Annotated in this window: 17 protein-coding genes; 10 read left to right on the forward strand and 7 right to left on the reverse strand. The window is 42.6% G+C overall.

Annotated features, from left to right (window positions below; translation table 11 throughout):
• Positions 1 to 22: 22 nt before the first annotated feature.
• Positions 23 to 913, reverse strand: a complete 891-nt coding sequence (locus A923_RS0108860) for a LysR family transcriptional regulator (RefSeq protein ID WP_017221312.1) — start codon at positions 911 to 913, stop codon at positions 23 to 25.
• Between the two features lie 125 nt (positions 914 to 1,038).
• On the opposite strand from A923_RS0108860, the gene A923_RS0108865 reads away from it, so the two are divergent.
• The 3 genes from A923_RS0108865 (at position 1,039) to A923_RS0108875 (ending at position 3,417) form a co-directional block, all read left to right on the forward strand.
• The gene (locus tag A923_RS0108865) at positions 1,039 to 1,608 is read left to right on the forward strand and encodes a cytochrome b (RefSeq protein ID WP_017221313.1); all 570 of its coding nucleotides are present in this window, start codon (positions 1,039 to 1,041) and stop codon (positions 1,606 to 1,608) included.
• A 52-nt stretch (positions 1,609 to 1,660) separates the two neighbouring features.
• Complete coding sequence (locus A923_RS0108870) at positions 1,661 to 2,425, forward strand: glutathione S-transferase family protein (protein ID WP_026006160.1); 765 nt, start codon at positions 1,661 to 1,663, stop codon at positions 2,423 to 2,425.
• Positions 2,426 to 2,622: 197 nt separating this feature from the next.
• Complete coding sequence (locus A923_RS0108875; protein ID WP_017221315.1) at positions 2,623 to 3,417, forward strand: SDR family oxidoreductase; 795 nt, start codon at positions 2,623 to 2,625, stop codon at positions 3,415 to 3,417.
• Positions 3,418 to 3,420: 3 nt separating this feature from the next.
• On the opposite strand, the gene A923_RS0108880 is transcribed toward A923_RS0108875, so the two are convergent.
• Positions 3,421 to 4,317 carry an AraC family transcriptional regulator gene (locus tag A923_RS0108880; protein WP_026006161.1) on the reverse strand — a complete coding sequence of 299 codons (897 nt, stop codon included), beginning with the start codon at positions 4,315 to 4,317 and terminating at the stop codon, positions 3,421 to 3,423.
• Between the two features lie 52 nt (positions 4,318 to 4,369).
• On the opposite strand from A923_RS0108880, the gene A923_RS22515 reads away from it, so the two are divergent.
• From A923_RS22515 to A923_RS0108890, 3 genes are all read left to right on the forward strand, one after another.
• Positions 4,370 to 5,251, forward strand: coding sequence for an MATE family efflux transporter (locus A923_RS22515; RefSeq protein WP_202800833.1), 882 nt, complete (start codon positions 4,370 to 4,372; stop codon positions 5,249 to 5,251).
• Positions 5,242 to 5,712, forward strand: coding sequence for an MATE family efflux transporter (locus tag A923_RS23160; protein WP_202800834.1), 471 nt, complete (start codon positions 5,242 to 5,244; stop codon positions 5,710 to 5,712). The genes A923_RS22515 and A923_RS23160 overlap by 10 nt, the downstream gene beginning before the upstream one ends.
• Before the next feature lie 116 nt (positions 5,713 to 5,828).
• A complete protein-coding gene (locus A923_RS0108890; protein ID WP_017221317.1) occupies positions 5,829 to 6,719 on the forward strand; it encodes a patatin-like phospholipase family protein in 891 nt (296 codons plus the stop codon).
• 36 nt (positions 6,720 to 6,755) lie between these two features.
• Here A923_RS0108890 and A923_RS0108895 read toward each other — a convergent pair whose 3' ends face one another.
• On the reverse strand, positions 6,756 to 7,367 hold the full coding sequence (locus A923_RS0108895) for a TetR/AcrR family transcriptional regulator (protein ID WP_017221318.1): 612 nt from the start codon (positions 7,365 to 7,367) through the stop codon (positions 6,756 to 6,758).
• Between the two features lie 284 nt (positions 7,368 to 7,651).
• Between A923_RS0108895 and A923_RS0108900 the strand changes: the two genes are divergently transcribed.
• Both A923_RS0108900 and A923_RS0108905 read left to right on the forward strand, forming a co-directional pair.
• Entirely contained in the window at positions 7,652 to 8,878 is a 1,227-nt protein-coding gene (locus A923_RS0108900) for an efflux RND transporter periplasmic adaptor subunit (RefSeq protein WP_017221319.1), read from the forward strand.
• 66 nt (positions 8,879 to 8,944) lie between these two features.
• Positions 8,945 to 12,142, forward strand: coding sequence for an efflux RND transporter permease subunit (locus A923_RS0108905; protein ID WP_017221320.1), 3,198 nt, complete (start codon positions 8,945 to 8,947; stop codon positions 12,140 to 12,142).
• 74 nt (positions 12,143 to 12,216) lie between these two features.
• Here the strand turns inward: A923_RS0108905 and A923_RS0108910 are convergent, their stop codons facing one another.
• Positions 12,217 to 12,786, reverse strand: coding sequence for a DUF3157 family protein (locus A923_RS0108910; protein ID WP_017221321.1), 570 nt, complete (start codon positions 12,784 to 12,786; stop codon positions 12,217 to 12,219).
• 555 nt (positions 12,787 to 13,341) lie between these two features.
• Here A923_RS0108910 and A923_RS0108915 point away from each other — a divergent pair.
• Together A923_RS0108915 and A923_RS0108920 are read left to right on the forward strand one after the other, a co-directional pair.
• A complete protein-coding gene (locus A923_RS0108915) occupies positions 13,342 to 14,799 on the forward strand; it encodes a hypothetical protein (RefSeq protein ID WP_017221322.1) in 1,458 nt (485 codons plus the stop codon).
• Positions 14,800 to 15,050: 251 nt separating this feature from the next.
• On the forward strand, positions 15,051 to 15,788 hold the full coding sequence (locus A923_RS0108920; RefSeq protein ID WP_017221323.1) for a hypothetical protein: 738 nt from the start codon (positions 15,051 to 15,053) through the stop codon (positions 15,786 to 15,788).
• Positions 15,789 to 15,916: 128 nt separating this feature from the next.
• Here A923_RS0108920 and A923_RS0108925 read toward each other — a convergent pair whose 3' ends face one another.
• The 3 genes from A923_RS0108925 to A923_RS0108935 form a co-directional block, all read right to left on the reverse strand.
• Positions 15,917 to 18,520, reverse strand: coding sequence for a cytochrome c peroxidase (locus tag A923_RS0108925; protein WP_017221324.1), 2,604 nt, complete (start codon positions 18,518 to 18,520; stop codon positions 15,917 to 15,919).
• Positions 18,520 to 20,166 carry an Lcl domain-containing protein gene (locus A923_RS0108930; protein ID WP_017221325.1) on the reverse strand — a complete coding sequence of 549 codons (1,647 nt, stop codon included), beginning with the start codon at positions 20,164 to 20,166 and terminating at the stop codon, positions 18,520 to 18,522. Before A923_RS0108930 ends, A923_RS0108925 begins: the two co-directional genes overlap by 1 nt.
• A 145-nt stretch (positions 20,167 to 20,311) precedes the next feature.
• The gene (locus A923_RS0108935; protein WP_017221326.1) at positions 20,312 to 21,172 is read right to left on the reverse strand and encodes a PfkB family carbohydrate kinase; all 861 of its coding nucleotides are present in this window, start codon (positions 21,170 to 21,172) and stop codon (positions 20,312 to 20,314) included.
• Positions 21,173 to 21,323 lie beyond the last annotated feature (151 nt).

The following is a 21,323-nucleotide window of genomic DNA, read 5'->3' on the forward strand; positions in this document are numbered from 1 at the left end:
TTCGTTCTCTACTGTTAAGCATCTACTCTTCAGATAACCGTTCAGCTAAATAGTCGATCAAAATTCTAATCCTTCGGGATAAATTTCTATTGAGCGGGTAAAGTGCCGAAATTGTAGTTGCTGGTTGATAATAATCGTTAAGCAACAATTGCAATCGTCCCGCTTCAACGTGGTCTCTATATAGAAAACAGGGGCCAAAGCCAATGCCTAATCCACTGAGGATTCCTTCAACAACCAAGCCACCATCATTACTTGTCAAACTTCCTTTTGCTTTTACGGTAATTAATTCTCCGCTGGGAGAGCGAAATGGCCAGCCTCGATTTATTTTAGAATCGCCATAAATTAAACAATTATGCTGCATCAGATCTGCTGGTTGCTGCGGTGTACCCCACTTTTTTATATATTGGGGCGAAGCAACTACCTGAAACGTGCACTCTGCTAAACGACGAGCGATAAGACTTGAGTCCTCTAGTTGACCTACTCTTAGCGCAATATCGATACCGTCTTCCACCAAGTTTTCAATTCGTCCGCTGGCAATGACTTCAAGCTCTATTTCAGGGTATTGAAGTTGAAACTCTATCAGTAATCGACCAAAGCCCGAGATGATAAGACTTTGCGGCACTGTGATACGAATTTTCCCCCGAGGTGCTCTTTGGCTGTCCATGACTTCAGCTCGCGCATTTTCAGCTTCGGCCATGATTATCTTACAGTGGCTGTAGAATTGACTTCCTTCATCAGACAAACTCAATTTACGAGTGGTACGGTAAAGTAGGCGAGTTCCTAGGTCTAGTTCCAAAATTGAAACTTGTTTACTGACAAATGATTTAGAAAGCCCCAGCTTTTCAGCTGCTGCAGTAAAACTGCCTGTTTCGACAACAGCAGCGAAAGTTTCCATAAGGGTTAAAATATTCACATTAGAGCCTGTGAGTGGACAGTGAGTTGACCGTTAGCTTATATATCAACGTATAAAATTACAATAAACTAGGTACAAGTAATTATAGAAGGCATTATTTGCCAACAATGAGATTGGAAAATTCAATGATGAAAACTAAAAATATAACAGAACAAGGCTATGGGATGTTTGCTAAATTTTTGCACTGGGGGATGGCTTTAATGCTAATCGCACTCATTGCAGTGGGAACTTACATGGTCGGATTAGATAAAGCAGATCCAAGCAAAATGCAGATCGTTGGCATGCACAAATCTTTTGGTGTTATCTTCATGCAATTGGCTATTCTTCGGATAATTTGGAGTCGTATTAATCATTCACCAAAATTACCCAACGTGTTGGCAACGTGGGAGAAAATCCTGTCAAAAATAATTACCGGTTCATTATATTTGTTGATGTTGGCAATCCCATTTAGCGGTTATGCTATGACCAATTTATTTGGTTACCCTGTGAGTCTATTTGGAACAGTCGATTTACCTTTGTTGTTTGGTAAGAATCCTGAGATGGGGCTACTCGCTAAACAAGCGCATGTGCTGATGGTATACACATTACTGGCGGCATTATTTGCCCATATTGCTGGTGCACTAAAACACCGTTATATGGATGGAGCAGAAGCAGACGTTCTTCCTCGAATGATGTCGATAAAACCGCGCGCTTAAATATGGCTATTCCTTATTCCTTATTCTCAATTCAAATATAAAGGTTAATACGATGACTTCAATAACGCTTTATCACCACCCCTTGTCAGTATGCTCAATGAAGGTCAGATTGGCACTTGAAGAAAAGGGCATAGCCTGGTCTGGGCGCATCATCGACATCGTACGAAAACAAGAACAACTGGAACCTTGGTATGTAAAATTGAATCCGAAAGGTGTTATACCGACGCTGGAATATCGTCACGACACCACTGAGATAGTGACTGATTCAGCCAGTATTATTCGCTCTGTTGCTTCATTACCTGAAGGTAACTCGTTGCTGCCTAACAGCAAGCGTGATAACCAGTTAATGGAAAAATTAATTGATCTTGCGGATGATGTTGATCTTCAAATCCTCAGCTATGCACGACATCCTTCCATGGATAAATCTGAAAAAATATTGGATGATCGTATCAAAAAATCTTTATTGATGGCTGAACAGCATCCGGAACTTCGAAGCAACTATATTGTTTGCGCTGAGCGTTCTGAGAAAAGTAAAACGTTTAGAGTCGATGAAAAATTTATCAAGGACGTTGAAAGCAAAGCGTTGGCATCCATAACATTTGCTGAAAAGGCATTGCAAGGAAATACATATTTGTTGGGTAACAGCTATACCTTGGCTGATGTGATTTGGACTGTCGTACTCTCAAGACTTGATTTATTGGGCTACAGTAACTGGTTAGATGAAAATGAGTTTCCACAACTGTTTAACTATTATCAACGAATGCAAAATCGCAGCAGCTTCACCGATGCTCAAATCCAGAATAAGTGGTGGGACTAATAATACTTACGCTCGCAGAACCACTTGATCCTGTTTACCTTCGGGGATATGGGAGAATGGTTAAGTAAATGGACTCTATTTTGACATGCGAAATAAATTTTTTTGAGTTTGAAAAAACTGATTAAAAACTACCATGCTTTCATCCGATACCGTAAAGTAAAATATCAGACCACAACACAACTAAATAGCGAGAACCCATGGACGGTATTCACGGTAAAATAATCATCATCACAGGTGCATCTGAAGGGATCGGCCGGGCACTGGCAATTAAACTATCTCAAGCGGGCGCTAAATTAATGCTAGCCGCGCGTAATCAAGAGCGCTTGCAAGCGTTAGCTGATGAATTAACCGGGGAGGTTAGTATCTTCCCGTGTGATATCAGCGATCAACAACAGTGTAAAGCCTTGGTTGCGGCAACGTTGGAACAGTATAACGGTATCGATATTGTGGTGAACAATGCTGGTATAACCATGTGGGGACGGTTCGATGAAATGCAGGACCTAGCCATTTACCAACGTATGATGCAAGTGAACTACCTTGGCGCGGTTTATCTTACCCATGCGGCATTACCGGCGCTTAAAGCAAGTAAAGGCAGTATCGCGACAGTGGCTTCAATAGCAGGATTAACGGGTGTACCTTACCGCACTGGTTATGCCGCATCGAAACATGCCATCATTGGTTTTTTCGATTCATTAAGGATTGAATTAAATGATGACGGTATTGATATTACCGTTATTTGCCCAGACTTTGTGATCACCGAAACACATAAACGCGCAATTGGGTCGGATGGCAAAGCCTTGGGCGAAACCCCGATGAACGAAAGCAAACTGATGACGGCAGAGCAGTGTGCAGAATTATGCCTGCATGCCATTAGCAACCGACAACGATTACTTATTACTTCGCTGCGGGGTCGGTTAGGGCGCTGGTTTAAATTACTGGTACCGGGTTTGATTGACCGTATAGCCGATCGCGCGATACGCAACCGACATTAAATATTATTGTACATTTTCCGTTAATGCTTTGCGATAACGACTCGGTGAGCAGCCAAAGTACTTCCTGAAACGGTGGGTAAAGTTGTACGGATCTTTATAACCCAAGCGCTGAGCTATCATCGAAATTGTCCACTCCCGATATTGCAGTAAATCAGCTGCTTTCTCCATTCGTAAATGGATCAGTCGGGTTCTGGGTGACATGGCGTATAGATTTTTGCTGATCCTATTCAGCTGTTCCTCACTAATAAAGCAGCGTGCTGCCATCTCTTTCACTGTCCATGGCAAATGCAGCTGACTTTCAACTTCATTAAATACGCTATGCACACGTGACGCAGAGCGGGTCAATTTAGATTCTACACCCGTCAATATCAGGTTTAATTCGCTGACCAACAAACGCCGAAAAGTGGTGCGGCCATTAATCTCGCAATGGATCAAATTCAGCAACGACCATATTTGTTCACACTGATGATAGGGTAAGATGGTTTGCCCCAACGCGGCGAAGTGCTGCCACTTAGCGGTAGGTTGAGGTAATAACCATACCATCTTCCAATAGTTATCGACGCTGTTCAGCTCAAACCGAAAGGGGGTATGCGCAGGGATCACCAGCAAGGTATAAGGTTCGATCAATTCAACCCGATCTGCCGTGGTTAAAATACCGCTGCCTGCTAGGGTGAAAATCAAGGTGTGAACCGCAACGCCATAGCGCTCGACATGATAACCATCGCTCAGCTCAGCCATTCCCGCCATAAAAATGTCTTCCTGACTTAACTCGGGAATGTCAGAAGTAGTCAGAAAACGCTCCTTACAAGCATCGGCTAAATAGACTTCGTCATGCCACTGCGATTTAGGTTGCATGGCGCTAATGACGGATTCGCACAGGTTTTGTCTATTTTCGCACATTCTCTTTTTAGTCCTCTTTACCTATAGTGGCCTTTCAAAATAAGGAAGACCAATGTCTGTTAAAAACTACACCAATTTAAGCCGTAATACCATAGCTGACGGTATGCTATCTAAGATGTTCAAGCTAGGATTTCCGGTTGCGATCCAAAGTGCGTTGGCGGCAATACTCGCGTTAGCCGATGTATTAATGGTCAGTGATTTTGGTATCGAATCTACCGCTGCAGTGGGAACCGCCTCAAAATGGCATTTTGTCGCTATTATGATCATGGCTGGTATGGCATCCGCTAATGGGGTATTAGTGGCGCAATATTGGGGTAAACAAGATCGCCGTGCGGCAAAAACAATCACGCTGTTGGCCATGCAGTGCGGTGTTAAAATATTAGTACCTGTCACCTTCGTTATTACCCTGTTTTCCGGCTACATCATGCTGTTGCAAACCACGGATGCGAAGGTGATTGAGTTAGGATCAACTTACCTCTGGTACAGCTTTCCAGTACTGCTACTCACGCATTTAGTCATGATATGTGAATCGGCGCTGCGCTCTTCAGGTGATACTGTTACGCCGTTATATCTGAGTGGACTCACTATCATAGTCAATATTGGCTTGAACTTCTGGTTGATCAACGGCGGTTTGGGCATACCTGCCATGGGCGTCGCTGGGGCGGCTTTAGCGACCACTATTTCCCGCTTGCTGCAGGTGGCGCTTATGTTCTGGTTTTTACATTGGCGTCAACATTGGTTACTCAGCGCACCTACCCAGACCGACCCAAGTCGATTATGGGCTGCATACAAATACATTGCGATCCCGTCGACGGCCAGCGCGGTGTTATGGGCCATTGGTATGCTGAGCTATCAGATGATCTTCGGCCATATGGGGACCACCGAATTAGCGGTATTTAGCCTGCTCGGTCCCTTTGAATCTTTGTGCTGTTAGGACAATCATTAGGCCGCGATGAATTTACCGAAGCCTTTACGATGTCGAAATTCTTCATTAAAACGGTGTTAGCATTCGGCTTGGTTATCGGGTTATTACTGTTACTGGGTAAAGATATTATCTTGTCCTGGCTAAATCTCAGCAGCGATGCATTATATCCGCTTGCTTCTCCCGCGTTGGTTGTACTTTGCTGCGCGATATGGCTGCGCATGCTTAACATGATTATTATCAACGGTATTTTACGTGCTGGTGGCGATAATCACTTTTGTTTACGCATGGATCTCATTGCTATGTGGGTAATTGGCGTACCGTCGACTGCATTTGCTGCCTTGGTATTAGATTGGGATTTTAACCACGTATACATGCTGCTGTTGGTTGAAGAAATAGTAAAACTGTCGTTGTGTTTCCATCGCTACTTAAGCGGGCGTTGGTTAAATAACCTCACCATTGCAGCGCATTAGCGAGATATGATTGATATCAATGCCTTATTAGCTGAAACCATTAGACTTTGTTGTCAGGGAGGGATAATGTGTTGCCTAGGTATGTTCGCAACAGGTTGTCATCAATGGAGTCGGTAATGAGTGACGTGAGTTTAGATAAAGTCGGTTTAATCGTTGAAGGTGGCGGGTTAAGAGCCATGTTTGGCGCGGGTGTATTAGATCATTTCCTCACGTGTGCTATTCATTTTCCCTATGTGTCAGGCGTATCTGCAGGCGCGCTTTATTCGGCTTCGTATGTGTCTAAGCAGCATAAACGTAACTTGAATATTCAGCTTGAATACCATGATGATCCCCGTTATATGGGCATGAAACATCTGCTTAAAACCGGCAGTTATGTCAATACCCCTTTTACTTTTCATGCCATGGCCAAACAGTTGGTGCCGTATGACTTTGATATGTTGTTTAATATGAAAGAAGTATTCGAAATAGGGGCGTTTAATTGTAAAACCGGCAAGACTGATTATTTTTCTTCGCAACAGTTAACCACCCAAGATCAGGTTTTAGACAGCCTTATTGCGACCTCGAGTTTACCGTTTATTTCTAAACCCATGATGATTAATAATATGCCTTATCTTGATGGCGGCATATTGGATGCTATTCCAGCTGAGCATGCTTTTGAATCGGGTTGTGATCGTTTGGTCATTATTTTAAGTCAGCATGATAGTTACCGAAAATCAGCCATGAAAATGGACTTGGCTTGTCGTATTGCTTGTTACAAATACCCGAAGTTATATCAAGCGCTGCATGCACGTCATGACAATTATAATAACGCCTTAGATAAGATTGCAGAGTGGGAACGCCAAGGTAAAGTCTTTGTGATTCGCCCCCAAGCACCGTCAGACATTTCGCGCTTAGAGAAAGACAAACATAAGGTCAAATTGCGATATGAAGAAGGGGTTGCTGAAGCGCAAGCAAGCTGGGGAGCACTGCAACAATGGCTAGCGACTCCCGTGCTTGAGCTTACTTAATTCTTACTTAATTCTTACTCAAGTTTAAAGCTAACGCTAGTTTCGTTCCAGTCCTGGGAAATGACTGAGCGCGAGATCGGCTACACATTGTAATTCTGCGGCAGTAATGCCGTTTGTTGCCTGAATTGTCATACCTTGAATAATCGTCGCGAGGTATTGGGCAAGTACGTCGGCACTGTAGTCGGTGGTTAAATCACCTTGTTGTAAAGCGGCTTCAAAGCGTTTTTTCAGATCGTTTTGATGTTCTAATCGGCGATTAATTAAGGCCTGCTTTACCGATTCGCTGGCATCGCTCCCCGTTAATGCACTCTGAATTATCATGCAACCTTGTGGATTACTGTGATCGGTAAAACTTTGTGCTGCGCCATTCAACATCGCAGCAACCATGGTTTTTGCCGTTGTTTCTGCCAATGCGGCACGGAAAAACCCACAGGGTCTTTGCTCATATAAATCAACGACCTTTATGAACAACTCTTCTTTATTTCCAAATGTAGAATACAGACTTGGCTTGTTGATCCCCATCGCTTGGGTTAGATCAGTCAGTGATGTACCTTCATAACCTTTAGCCCAAAATACCGCTAATGCCTTTTCTAAAACGTCATCAACATCAAAGCTTTTAGGACGACCAACGCAACTGCTTTTAGACATATTTTTTAGCCCTTTTATTACCTTCATTTATGCGCATAGGATAGACAGTGTGTCGTCTTCTGTCCAGTGACTTTACAGATAATAACCATTGACTCTATTATAAAAATATATATCATACCGGTCAGTACAAAATAAATAGTACCGGTCGGTACAAAATAAATTGTACCGAATGGTATGTAATTGTGTGTTGACCAGCACGTAATAATCATACCCGTCGGTATCAACTGATACACAATATCTTGATTTGCTGATTACAAAACAATGTAACGAAGGGACGTCACCACATGAAAAAAAGTAATATATTCCGTACATTTATGCTCACCAGTTTAACCGCGCTGGTATTAACCGCATGCGGTACTGAGACATCAGCACCGGAAGCGCAGGCGAGACCAGCACCTAAAGTGAGTGTCGCCATAGTGATAAATGAATCGGTTACTGAATGGGATGAGTTTACTGGCCGTTTAGAAGCGCCAGAGCAGGTTACTTTGATCCCGCGTGTTTCAGGTTACATTAATGCAGTGAGTTTTGATGAAGGTGCCGTCGTTAAGAAAGGCGCTACATTATTTCAAATCGATCCGAGTGTCTTTACCGCTGAAGTACAGCGCTTAAAAGCAAAGTTAAGCAGCGCCAAAATCGCGGAGAAATTGGCGAAGAATGATTACGATCGTGCGTTTAAATTATATAAAAAGAAAGCAGTATCAGAAGAATTAATCGATACCCGTCAAGCGAATATGCATCAAACCACCGCGGAAGTGGCGTCGGTTAAAGCCGCGTTAGTCAGTGCTGAACTCAACCTTGCTTATACTCAGGTTAAAGCACCGATTGCTGGGCGTGTGTCTTATGCCAATGTGACGATGGGTAATTATGTAACAGCAGGTAAAACAGAGTTAACCAGCCTAGTATCGACTGCCCATATGTACGCTTATTTTGATGTTGATGAACAAACTTACCTTAAATATGTGCAGTTAACGACGCAGCGTAAACGTAATGACCAACGTTCTGATGGCAACCCTGTGTTTATGGCACTGGCAAATGAAAACGATTTTACCCACACCGGGGTGATTGATTTTGTTGATAATGCGATTAACCACACCACAGGTACGATCCGAGTCAGAGCGCGCTTTGCTAATCAAGACAATGATTTATTACCGGGCTTATTCACCCGTTTACGGATTGCCGGTAGTGCCACTTACGATGGTATTTTGGTCGACGATAAAGCCATTGGCACCGACTTAAATAACAAATTTGTGTTGGTTGTCGATGCGGATAATAAACTGCAATACCGTGGCGTTGATTTGGGTGAAAAAGTCCAAGGCCTGCGGATCATCAAGCAAGGTCTTGTTGCAGACGACAAGATCGTGGTGAATGGTTTGCAAAAGGTACGTCCAAATATGGTTATCGAACCGAATATGGTTGAGATGGCGACGGCAGATAATTTATCGGCATTACGTCACGGACAAGCGGTATTGGAACAAGCGCGCGAATTAATATTAACCCGCGTGGCTAAATAGATATCGGGTTATTTGTAGACCTGTAATAAATAAATGTTAGACCTGCAATAGACAAGGTTGTTGAATATGTTTTCTCAGTTTTTTATTAAAAGACCCATTTTTGCAGCGGTGATCTCACTGTTGTTTTTTATCTCAGGGGCGATAGCCGTCGGTTTAATGCCGATTACTGAATACCCAGAAGTCGTACCGCCAACAGTGGTGGTATCGGCAAGTTATCCGGGTGCTAACCCGAAAGTGATTGCCGAAACAGTGGCGTCACCTTTAGAGCAAGCGATTAACGGTGTTGAAAACATGTTGTACATGTCTTCACAAGCCACTTCGGATGGTCGACTTACACTCACCGTTACTTTTGCGATTGGTTCTGACGTTGATAAAGCCCAAAGCCAAGTACAAAGTCGTGTTGATCGTGCAATACCGCGCTTACCTGAAGAGGTACAGCGTTTTGGTGTGGTCACAGAGAAATCATCACCCGATTTAACCATGGTAGTGCATTTAACCGCGCCTGATAACCGTTATGACATGCTGTATCTATCTAACTATGCGGCGTTAAATGTACAAGACGAATTAGCGCGTATCGACGGTGTTGGTGCGGTGAATTTATTTGGTGCCGGGGAATACAGCTTACGCATTTGGTTAGATCCAAATAAAGTGGCCTCTTTGGGACTTGCGCCTGCCGATATTATTGGCGCAGTACGTGAACAGAATAAACAAGCGGCCGCGGGTAGTTTAGGCGCGCAGCCAAGTGGCGCAGATTTTCAGTTACTGATTAATGTCAAAGGGCGTTTATCTACCCAGGAAGAATTTGAAGATATTATCATTCGGGTTGGCGAACAAGGCGAGATCATCCGCTTAAAAGACGTTGCGCGTGTTGAACTTGGCGCGCAAACCTATGCGCTACGCTCACTACTTGATAATAAAGAAGCCGTGGCGATGGGGGTATTTCAAGCATCGGGTTCTAATGCGATCCAGATCTCTGATGACGTGCGTAGCACCATGGCACGGTTATCCCTGAACTTCCCGGATGGTTTAGAATATTCGATTGTCTACGATCCAACCGTATTTGTACGTGGTTCGATCGAAGCGGTAGTGAAAACCTTGTTTGAAGCTGTGTTGCTGGTGGTGTTAGTGGTGGTGCTGTTTTTACAAACATGGCGCGCGTCTATTATTCCATTGGTTGCGGTACCTGTGTCCTTAGTCGGTACATTTGCCTTCATGTATATAATGGGCTTTTCATTAAACGCTTTATCGTTATTTGGTTTGGTATTAGCCATTGGTATCGTTGTTGATGACGCGATTGTTGTGGTCGAAAATGTCGAACGTAATATTGATGATGGCCTGGATCCTGTTGCTGCAACCCAAAAAGCGATGCGCGAAGTAACCGGACCGATTGTTGCTACTACATTGGTACTTGCGGCGGTATTTATTCCAACAGCCTTTATGAGTGGTTTGACGGGGCAGTTTTATAAACAGTTTGCCTTAACGATCACTATTTCGACGTTTATTTCGGCGATTAACTCACTGACATTAAGTCCGGCATTATCGGCGTTATTGTTAAAAGGTCGAGACGAACCGAAAGACAGATTAACCCGTGGTATGGACAAGTTATTAGGCGGCTGGTTATTTGCCCCGTTTAACCGCTTGTTTAATCGTGCATCGGCGCGCTATACCTGGTTGGTACGTAAAGTCATTCGTTTTGGCGGCATTATCGGCATCTTGTATTTCGGTTTAGTGGTATTAACTGGCGTGCAGTTTTCACAAACACCGACCGGTTATGTACCTGGACAAGACAAGCAATACTTAGTGGCGTTTGCACAATTACCTGATGCGTCATCGTTAGAGCGTACTGATGCCGTTATTCGTCGCATGTCTGATATTGCCCTTGATCATCCTGGGGTATTACATTCTGTCGCCTTCCCTGGTTTAAGTATTAACGGCTTTACTAACAGCCCGAATGCTGGCGTAGTGTTTGTTACTTTGGATGAGTTTGAAAACCGCACCACAGCTGATTTAAGTGCCAATGCGATTGCCCAGCAACTGAATCAAAAGTTTGCCGGTATTGAAGACGCGTTTATTGCGATTTTCCCACCACCCCCGGTACAAGGACTTGGGACTATTGGCGGTTTCCGTTTGCAAATTCAGGACAAAGCTAACTTAGGTTATGAAGCCTTATACAAAGCCACGCAAGCGGTACAGTATAAAGCCTGGGCAACCCCTGAATTAGCGGGCGTATTTTCAAGTTATCAGGTCAATGTACCGCAACTTGATTTAGATATTGATCGTACTAAAGCCAAGCAACAAGGTGTGTCTATCGATCAAATATTTCAAACCCTGCAAACTTACATGGGGTCGACGTATGTGAATGATTTCAACTTGTTTGGCCGTACCTATCAGGTAACGATGCAAGCAGATGAAGCATTCCGCCAAACGCCAGAGCAAGTGAGTCAGCTTAAGGTGCCGAATGACCAGGGTGATATGGTGCCGTTGGGCTCGTTTATTAACATTACCCAGTCATCAGGACCCGATCGTGTGATGCGCTATAACGGCTATACGACAGCCGAGATCAATGGTGGCCCTGCACCGGGCGTCAGTACGGGTCAGGCGCAAGCAGCGATTGAAAAGATCCTTGATGAGACCTTACCGATTGGGATGAGTTATGAGTGGACTGAAATTACCTATCAGCAGATCCTGGCTGGTGATACCGGTATGTTGGTTTTCCCCTTGATTATCTTGTTAGTGTTCTTGGTGTTAGCGGCGCAATATGAGAGCTTGAGTTTGCCATTGGCGATCATCTTGATTATTCCAATGACGATACTGTCTGCGATCAGTGGGGTACTGATGTACGGCGGTGATAACAACATATTCACTCAAATCGGCTTAATCGTGCTCGTCGGCCTTGCTACTAAAAATGCCATTTTGATTGTCGAATTTGCCAAAGAAAAGCAAGATGCGGGGTTGAATACCCTGGATGCTATTTTAGAAGCGGCAAGGTTACGTTTACGTCCTATCTTGATGACATCGTTTGCCTTCATCATGGGGGTTGTACCTATGGTATTGTCCACGGGCGCAGGTGCAGAAATGCGTCAAGCGATGGGCGTGGCGGTATTCTCGGGTATGATCGGGGTAACTATCTTCGGCTTAATTCTAACGCCGTTATTTTATTATGCCTTGGCCAAACGCGGTGAAAAGCAGAATGAAAAGAAAAGCCTTGATAATAGTAGCCTTGATAACAGCAGTGAAAAGCATGCTGAGTTAAGCTCGGATTAGGGCTTAACTATCTAAAGCTAAAGCTAACCAAGCAAAAGGCGATATCATGTTGATATCGCCTTTTTGTTGTAAAACTAGCGGGTTTCTACAGCAATAATAGTAAAGCTGATGAATTGTTTCTGCCATTGGCTGGCATTGATATCATCAAGCTTGAAGGTGCGGCTCACACGCTGCTGACCTTTACGTAAATACGTTTCCGGTAATCTATTTTGAGCCTGCCAGACATCAAACTCACTGGTTGTCATTTTATTGCCACTATCGTCAAACAATGTTGCCGCAATGGTCACTTTGAGCACGGTTAATGGCGAGTTATTTGTAATGTCGAAATTAAGGCCTAATTCACTATCATCCCAACTGGCTGATTTAAATGTCACGCGAACACCTTGAGATACATGGGTGGTCATTAATGCTGTGTTAGCCATTGCCGCAGGGGTTAATTGCGGTGCTAATGACGCCGTTTTTGTCTTTGTAGCAGTATTCGCATCAGTTTTCGGCTGATTCAACAATACATATTGCCAAGTGAAATCGTCATTCAACACCACTTCAGTACCGTCTTCAAGGACGATTCGCGTTAACTCGGTGGTGGCGGCAACACTGGCAGAGAAAAGTAAACAGCAGGCAATAATATAGGCTTTGTTAAACATGGTTATGCTTCCGATGGTGAGTGTTTTAATTATAAACGTGTTGATAATAGTGCAAATAACAACAGCGAGAGTTTAACAAAGCACTATTGTGCATGCTACTAACGTGATGGGCTTATTTTATTTTTATTAATTTGTAGATGATAACTATTCGTATTTGTGGTTATATAGGCGTGGATAACAGAGGTTTATTGTTCAATCTAATCTTAAGTTGATACTAATAACTTAGATTGGTATGGCATGCTTATTGCTTCGTTTTATACGTTATGATGGTTTATTGACACGCTCGGGTGAGCTTGAGCTATATGTTATATTTTCTGTTTTTGTGGTGAACGACATAGTGTTGTTATTGTGTAAGCGTTAATATGCGCAGCTAGAATTTATGGTTATACATGTTAGTACTTGATTGTGATTTATTATAATAGATTATTAATCACGACCAGCAATGTGTAATGTCAGTGGTTTTGAATGAAAATTCAGTGGTTGTATTCTTTACTGCTAAGTTACTCGAGGTAACGCAGTGAAAGTGTCATTTTATTATTGAGGTATGTTAAACAAATGAGCGATATCATAGGAACTGGTCAAAATGCCGGTAAAGTTAGTGATACGGAAGTTGATGAACTGAACAAACATAGTCGATTTTTACGTAAAATCGCCTGGTTAGTTGAGATTATAGTGGTCTTTATCGGTCTTTGTATTTCAGTGTCATTAATGACAAGTGATAATGATTTAACCAGTGCATTCACATTGGCAGCGCCTTTTGTGATGATCTCGTTGGTAGAATTAACCAAGATCCCGTTTGTGATAGGGCTTTGGCATTCACGTAAATCATTCCCTATGTATTTGTTGATCATTAGTTTCTTGTGTCTTATTACCTTTGAAACCTTACTTAATGGTTTTGAACGCGCATTCTCATCTATTAATAGTCAAATTAATCTCAGTGAAATTGAGATCAGCAAGATTGAGAATCAGATCAAAATTAATGAAGATAATATCGTTATTGCATTGCAAGATTACAATATTAAAACGCAGCAAATTGACAGTGATAAGACGGCTGTTAATGAAAGCTATCAATCGCAATACGCTTATGAAGTACGACGTAATAAGTACTTATCAAAAAATGTCCCGCAGTTAAGCAAGGCGCTAGCAGAAAAAAGACAGCAGTTAATTCAGCTTAAAATTGAAAAGTCAGAGTTGTTACAAGAGCTATCACTGAAGAAAGAGCAGCGTTTTAAATCATCGATGGAACGTACTGAAAATGGTGCTAATTTAGTGCAGGCGGAGCGTACTCGTTTATTAGCACAGCTTGATAAGCTGAACGCCGACAAGATTGTCGCGTTAGATGATTCGAACTTCTTTACTTCACCTGCAGTGAAAAAAGATTACGATGAAAAAATCCGTTATGTTGAAACACAGATTAATAACATCAATAACAACACGATTATTGCTAAAGATAACACACCAGATTTAGAGTCTGTTAAGTTTCTTGACGGTTATTATGCGGATTTACTCGGATTAAAAGATGACATGATCCAGCAGAAGAACGACGAAGTAAAACAACTTAGCCGTAGTTATAAAAATGCGGTAAGTGCAAGTAATAGCAATTTAGCCGTTAAACAAAAGAAACTGGCTAATAATAAATATACTGCGTTACTTGATTTAGAGGCGAAGCGTGAGCAAGCGGATGTGCAATTCTTAAGTGAGAAAGATTACATTAAAGAGATCAAGCAAAATAACATGACCCTACGTTATGATATCCGCGTGATCGAAATAGAAGCGAACACGATGGCCTTATCTAACCAGGTTTATCGTATGGCGTCTTATATCGATAATGTTGACCACTACAAAGAAGTGAAAACAGAAACGTTAACATTGGTTGGTTTGGTCTGGTTTGGTTCATTAGCCTTAATTGGTTCTATTACGGGTATCGCCTTAACCTTGTCAGGTTTACACCTTAATAGCCTTGCTAAAAAACGAGCGCAAAAAGCGCGCGTCTATTTAACAGATGAAAGCTAACAGATGAAAGTTAACTGATGGCAGCGACAGTCGGCTAATTCATTTAGCTTACCAGAACCGTTATCGGTATTAATCGTAAGCCTGCCATGTGCAGGCTTTTTTATAACTTATTTTTGTTATGAAGGTTTAATTTTATTACCCATAAAGAGGTTTATGTCACTTAATTTAGTAAATAATAGTTATTTTTTAACGACTTTCCTTATTTTATTCCATAATATTAATATGAGTTGAGGATATCAAAGGGAATTTGTATGAATCCAGCTATACAATATAATGGCGGCATGAGCCGTATAACAGTATTGTCATTTATGGGGCAAGAACCTCTTCTGGTTGAGCTCGAGAATAATGACGACATTAGTTTTTACTCCATTACTGCTGAACATGACGTTGCGCAGGAAAGTGACCTATCACAATCGGCTCTAGCGCAGGCGAATCTAGCGCAGCCGAATCTAGTGCAATCGGATTTGGTGGTTGTCGTCTACAAACAAGAACATATCGACACTGTCGGTTATCGTGCCAGAAAGCAGATAATTGATGATAACTATATCGCGACCATTTGGCTTAATCTGGATGAGCTTAATAACTATCATCGTCTGGCGGCATTTCGCTTTATTCATCATATGGCGACGATATTGAATCAAAATAACGTGTTGAAATTTAATATCAGTGATATCTCGTCATTAATTTCTAATTCTAAATCGTTACGGTTCTTGGAAGCAGATTGTGAAGACTTGGCTATCGTCATTGCCGCAAACGACAGTAGCATTAATGCGAATACGGTTAATAGCATTATTCCTAATACCAAAATAACGGATTCTGCAGCGATGATTATCGTGACCAAAGAACCGATTTCAATTCGTAAAATAAATGCGGGGTTTGATGTGATTAATCAGGTTTGTGAACACAAGATACCTTGCTATTACGGTGTCCAATTTTCACCGAAGTATCGTGCAAAACACACCTATTTTTATCTTGTTGGTGAGCGTTAATTTGGTTTCCACAGATAAACACCTTTAAATAAGCAGGTATTAATGGCTAACACCTGCTTATCAGTTCTCTTGTTTATTCTCGTTAATCGTTAATCGTTAATCGTTAATCGTTAATCATTAATGCGTCCCTAATTTAATGTTAACTCCGCTCTGGTCGCAGGCACTTGGCGAGTTGGTGCGGTGATCGTCGTTAGAAAAGCTTGTAATGCTTGTGCTTCTTTGACTGTTAGATTTAACGGTCTTATCTGTTTAGATAATACCGGATATGTCGGGTCATACTTATTCCAACCAAATGGCGCATTGTCTGCCATACCTGCAGAGTACATAGATATGACACCTTCCATCGTATCGAGCAGTCCATTGTGGAACCAAGGATGATTGTTCATCACATCTCGTAACGACGGTGTTTTAAATTTACCGACGCTGCTTGGTTTGCCATCCACATTGTATAATCCTAGATCTTCATAAAAGCCTTGGTAATAAGTCAGCCCGACATTTTGCATTTTATGGTCGGTAAACTCGGCACCCATATGGCAATTCACACAGCGGCCATTACGACGGAAGATATCCAATCCCCACAGTTCCTTATCAGAAAGCGCACTGGTATCTCCGGTATTATCAGCTTGACTGACAAACGTATCGAAACGACTGTCGTTACTGATGATGGTGCGTTGGAAAGTGGCGAGTGCCATACCTAGTTGCTGTTCTGTGATGTCGGCATTTATGGCATTTCCGGGAAAGGCTTGTTTAAACAGAACCGGATATTGTGGGTGTGCATTGAGCCGAGATAGTAAATTGGGTAAACTTTCAGCCATCTCGACAGGGTCTTGAATCGGCATTAATGCTTGCTGCTCTAATGTTGCAGCGCGACTGTCCCAGAATAAAGTCGGCAGGAAGGCGCTGTTGACTATGGTTGGCGCATTACGCTTTCCACGCTGACGATCATGACCAATAGACACCTCTTGTCCGTCTCCCCAACCTAATTTAGGATCGTGACAACTCGAGCAGCTCACATCACCTGCTTGTGATAAGAAAGGGTCAAAGAACAGCTTTTCGCCTAAGCTAACCTTTCGTTCACTGTAAGGATTGTCATTAGGAAAACTGGGTTTAGGCATTGGTCCTAGTTCTTGATAATTCAATAAATTATCAACAAAAGGTTGTGGCCAATAATCACTATTACTGGCGTAAGCTTGTCGTAAATCACTAAAATTAGGCTGAGCGTGATTGTTTACCGAGCGTGGATCTTCCGTTGCACGTTGTTCAAACTTTGTGGCAATAAGTAAAACACGACCAATGTCAGTGTCTACCGTCGATTTTGGTTGTAAATTAGCCATCGATGGTAAGCTATACAAGCCATAATCAGCGGCTGTTTTAACCCAGTAATCACCTGATTCAGGTTGATTTAATGATGCTGCATATAACAAGTTGTAATTACTTTCTTGTTCGCCTTTATAGAGCAACATTGCCAGTTCGTCGGCTGTAGGTAATCGCCAGTCTTGACGGCCACAAAATTGCGCTTGATTCACCTTATCGATGACATCGGCAACCCCAGCTTGTCTTGATAATGTCTGAGTGGTGCTGGTGATATCTTCTGGATCAGGGGTCAACCAATAAACATTAGAAAACTGCTTATCACGTAAGTATAAATTATCACGTACTAAGCCACGCATATCATCTAAACAACGCCAAGGACTATCCCTATAATCTGCATCTTGTCGCGATTTAGCTAAGGGTTGACCGTCATTGTCTAAGCGGATAAAACTGTCTTTCTCTGCCTGAGGCTGTTCTTGCTCTGAAGGTAATGTGGTATCCCGTTTAACCCCACTGACAAGCATCGCCGATTTAGGTTTTCGTTTGTTTTGCATCAGAGGTGTATAACGACCGGTTGCAAAATCAAGTGTGGGTGCGATATTGTCACTGTGTGGTTGGCCATCATCATCCGCTAGCCAATAGGTTTCAAACCCGGTTGCGCCAAAAAAGTAAGGGTCAATTGCCGCTTGATTCTTATCTAATGCATAATCTTGCTCACTAACCAGCGCCTTCATTTCATAACTTGACGGTAAACGCCAGTCATTGCGGCCACACCAGCTTTGCTGGTTAGCGTATTCAACCAGTCTATCAGTGGTACATGCTTGGCTGCTGCCATCACTATCGGTGAACTGACACTGAGCTTGAAAAGCGGGTAAGGTCGGAGGCCAATCACCCCAAGCATAAGTCTGTGATGCTGGTTGTAATGGTGTTGCCCAAACCACGCCTTGATGTGTTTGAGCATCAGCTACGCATTGCCAAGCTTTGTTTTTACTGTCATCTCCTAATACGACAGTCGTAAAGCGAGGTGTTGGCTTATTGACATGAATCAACCAGTTTATCGTTTCAATTTTATCGCTTGATACCACCGCGATTTTTACATGGTCTGTACCTTGGGCGAGCGCGTTGGCTTGATAAGTAAAAATATCTCCTTGCACACTGGCGTGCCCATACAAGCCCGGTTGTATAAGTTGTAATGTTTGCGTTGCGGTTAAGGCATATTGCTTTGTTGTTGCCTGCCCTTGGGTTAACTGGATGCGCGGATTTAACTGCAAAAGTTGATTGTTATCGGTATTTTTCTCATCAGCGCCAGTACCTGTAATGGGACTATCACTTGAACTGTCACTACCACATGCAGCTAATAGCGTACAGAAGGTGATAAGCGTGAGTTGACGTTGCAGGTTTTTTAATGTGTGTGTTGTCATTATGGTTGCAATCTCGTTGTTGAGATCAGGCGCACGCGATGCATTTCGGTATTATCTCTGTAACTGCTTTCAGAAAAGGCATCTTGGAATGAAACTGCAGAATGCTTTATTTTGGGATTATCTGTATCGATAGTTGAAGTCCAATAATAACTATTTATGCCCTCCATCCAGTCTCCAACGACAGTATCATTAAATACGTTGGTGATATAACTGGTGCGTGAACTTGGAACTCCCCCAAATATAGGTGTATTCACCAACAGGCTTTTTAATTCATTCTCGGTTGGTAAGCGCCAGTTGGTTTGTCCACATCCACTAGCCTGATTAACTTTCTTTGCGTACTCCACGGCTTGCGCGTAATTTTTTAATGGTTCATTTTTACTGATGCGTTGCCATAACATTTGGGTATTAGGTAACACTGATTTGTATGCTTGATCAGCTGTACAAGCCCATTTTGTCGTATCTTGTGCTGCGAGTGCTTGACCAAGTGCACCGTGTTTTACAAAACGAGATTGCCAATTAAGATTTTCGTCAACGCCTTCAGCGATATCTTGCGGTGTTAATGGTGTTGTTATGGCTGGGACTTCATTCTTTTTGTCATCTGGTATAACTGTGCCATTTACTAACATAGTGAAGTGCGGTTCATTGGTTGAGCGCGGCGGCATATTGGCAAAGTTAAAATCTTTAGTCATCCACATGACATGCGCATCACCAACAAGGGCATTTGAGCCTTGCCAATCATCATCAACTGGGTTGTTATCGTGGCCATCGGCATAAATGGTGAACGAGTTAGTCCAATAGGCTTCATCAAAATTTGAATCGATATAAGGGAAATAAAAGTTGTTTATTGGCGATTGTTTTGAGTCTTCATCGAACAGTTTTTTATCTAATAGTGTTTGCCATTCAGTTCGCGTTGCTAAACGCCAGTCCGAACGCCCACACAGTTGCTGTTTATTTGCTATTGCCACTAAGCTGTCTGTATTGCAGCTACCGCCGAGTATACAACTAGCTTCGCTGTAATCACGATTATTGATCGTGCGATCACCCCAGTAGTAAGTTGCATCAAATGCATATGGCCCATTTGCCTGCGGTGCTTGCCACATCAGTTCGCTGCTATTATCGGTTACACAGCTCCAGTCGCTGGTATTGGCCGCTCGCGCTTGATCTTCGGTAGATAAGGGGATGCCATCTAGGCTTATTTTACTAAAACGTACTGCTGGTTTGTTGGTTTTATCGTTATATAACGGTAATGTTGAACCATTAAGTTGATAAATGGCGTTATCGATTTGATAGATAATTTTAAAGTTATAGTTGTGTTGTGCGGCAATGCTTTCGCCACTTAAGATGCTGCTACTATCAGTTGTGTAGGGGCTAAAATTCATCTCGCCGGTGACTTGATCAATACTTGCTTCACCAAAGTTAGCTTTGATATTTGTTACTGTCGCAGCATTGGTAGCGGTAACACTCGGGACTGTAAATTTTATTGCTGTAGTAGAGATAGCTGTTATGTCTGAGGTTTTAATTTCCATTGCCGTTGTTGTCGTTTCTTCAGCTACTTTTTTAGCTGTTTGTTCTATGTTTGAATTTGAATCATCGCATGCACTGAGTAAAAGGCTGATGCAAGCTATAGATAATGCTGTTTTTTTCATTTTTTATAGTCTTATTATAATAATAGGGGGAGGATAATAAATAACTATAAAAACAAATGCAAATATAAATGATAATAGTTATCATTTATATTTGTGTGTAGTGTTAAATCTATAAAAAACGAGGGGGAGGTGATGACGTTATTAGTTAATATGAGTTAATTAAATACTGCTGTAACTCTACCCCAGGAATAGAACTGGCAGTGGCAACCGCAATCGCAGCCCATTCAGAGCCCGTTGTCATCGCTTGTGCGATAGCTTGATTGGCAAGTAAACCATGGATTAATCCAGACGCAAATGCATCACCAGCCCCCGTAGTATCAATGACACTCGCCGCCACTGCCGCGACGGAAATCGCCTGGTGTTGGTTATAGGCAACAGCGCCGTGTTCCCCGTCGGTGATAATAAAATGACGTAGTTGGTCACCCGCGATTTGCAGGCCATATTGCCAGATGTCGTGATGATTGTTCGTGTTTATACCCTGATTGTTCATGTCCGATTTAGACGAGACTAATACATGGCAAGGGCGACAACGACTATCTTTGGCTAATTGAGCGACTACCAAGGTCGATTCAAGCGCGGCTTGTGCCCAGCGCTCGCAACCGACAGCGGAAGAGTTAATGTATAACGCCTGCCATTGGCTCATGTCGGGAGCAGCACCTAAGGTAAAAACAGGGCGTTGCGGACGTATAATAGTACGCTCACCATCGGGTGTCATGACTAATAATAATTCCGGTGTGTCCAGATCATTACGCTGTAATAAGCTACAGTCTAAGCCCTGAATACTGGCTTCTGCTAATAACCAATCGGCAGTCTTATCATTACCAACTTGACTCACTAGCGCTACTTTGTGACCCGCATAAATTAATCCTAATCCGGTATTGGCACCGCCACCCCCTAAGCGTCGGCCATTATCAGCATAATAATGGCGGCCACCGGTTGCTAATGGTCTATCCAACTGTAACACCCGATCACAGTTTAGATTCGCAAGTAAGAGGATATTTGACATCGTAATTGGCCTTAAAAGATAGCGAGATGATAATTATCTCTTAATAACCTAGGAAAGGAAATAACAGCACGCGTTCGAGCCATTAAATTGGGTGATATGACACACTCTCTGCGGTGACACTATAGGCGTACCACTAATAGTATAGGGCTCA

This window comes from Moritella dasanensis ArB 0140, assembly GCF_000276805.1.
Classification (GTDB): domain Bacteria; phylum Pseudomonadota; class Gammaproteobacteria; order Enterobacterales; family Moritellaceae; genus Moritella; species Moritella dasanensis.

Excerpts from the sequence above, each read along its gene's own strand:
- A923_RS0108905 (WP_017221320.1), top strand. The coding sequence starts at position 8,945 with ATGTTTTCTCAGTTTTTTATTAAAAGACCCATTTTTGCAGCGGTGATC.
- A923_RS0108920 (WP_017221323.1), top strand. The coding sequence starts at position 15,051 with ATGAATCCAGCTATACAATATAATGGCGGCATGAGCCGTATAACAGTA.
- A923_RS0108915 (WP_017221322.1), top strand. The coding sequence starts at position 13,342 with ATGAGCGATATCATAGGAACTGGTCAAAATGCCGGTAAAGTTAGTGAT.
- A923_RS0108890 (WP_017221317.1), top strand. The coding sequence starts at position 5,829 with ATGAGTGACGTGAGTTTAGATAAAGTCGGTTTAATCGTTGAAGGTGGC.
- A923_RS0108870 (WP_026006160.1), top strand. The coding sequence starts at position 1,661 with ATGACTTCAATAACGCTTTATCACCACCCCTTGTCAGTATGCTCAATG.
- A923_RS0108865 (WP_017221313.1), top strand. The coding sequence starts at position 1,039 with ATGATGAAAACTAAAAATATAACAGAACAAGGCTATGGGATGTTTGCT.
- A923_RS0108895 (WP_017221318.1), bottom strand. The coding sequence starts at position 7,367 with ATGTCTAAAAGCAGTTGCGTTGGTCGTCCTAAAAGCTTTGATGTTGAT.
- A923_RS0108935 (WP_017221326.1), bottom strand. The coding sequence starts at position 21,172 with ATGTCAAATATCCTCTTACTTGCGAATCTAAACTGTGATCGGGTGTTA.
- A923_RS0108900 (WP_017221319.1), top strand. The coding sequence starts at position 7,652 with ATGAAAAAAAGTAATATATTCCGTACATTTATGCTCACCAGTTTAACC.
- A923_RS0108880 (WP_026006161.1), bottom strand. The coding sequence starts at position 4,317 with ATGTGCGAAAATAGACAAAACCTGTGCGAATCCGTCATTAGCGCCATG.
- A923_RS0108875 (WP_017221315.1), top strand. The coding sequence starts at position 2,623 with ATGGACGGTATTCACGGTAAAATAATCATCATCACAGGTGCATCTGAA.
- A923_RS0108910 (WP_017221321.1), bottom strand. The coding sequence starts at position 12,786 with ATGTTTAACAAAGCCTATATTATTGCCTGCTGTTTACTTTTCTCTGCC.
- A923_RS0108930 (WP_017221325.1), bottom strand. The coding sequence starts at position 20,166 with ATGAAAAAAACAGCATTATCTATAGCTTGCATCAGCCTTTTACTCAGT.
- A923_RS22515 (WP_202800833.1), top strand. The coding sequence starts at position 4,370 with ATGTCTGTTAAAAACTACACCAATTTAAGCCGTAATACCATAGCTGAC.
- A923_RS0108925 (WP_017221324.1), bottom strand. The coding sequence starts at position 18,520 with ATGACAACACACACATTAAAAAACCTGCAACGTCAACTCACGCTTATC.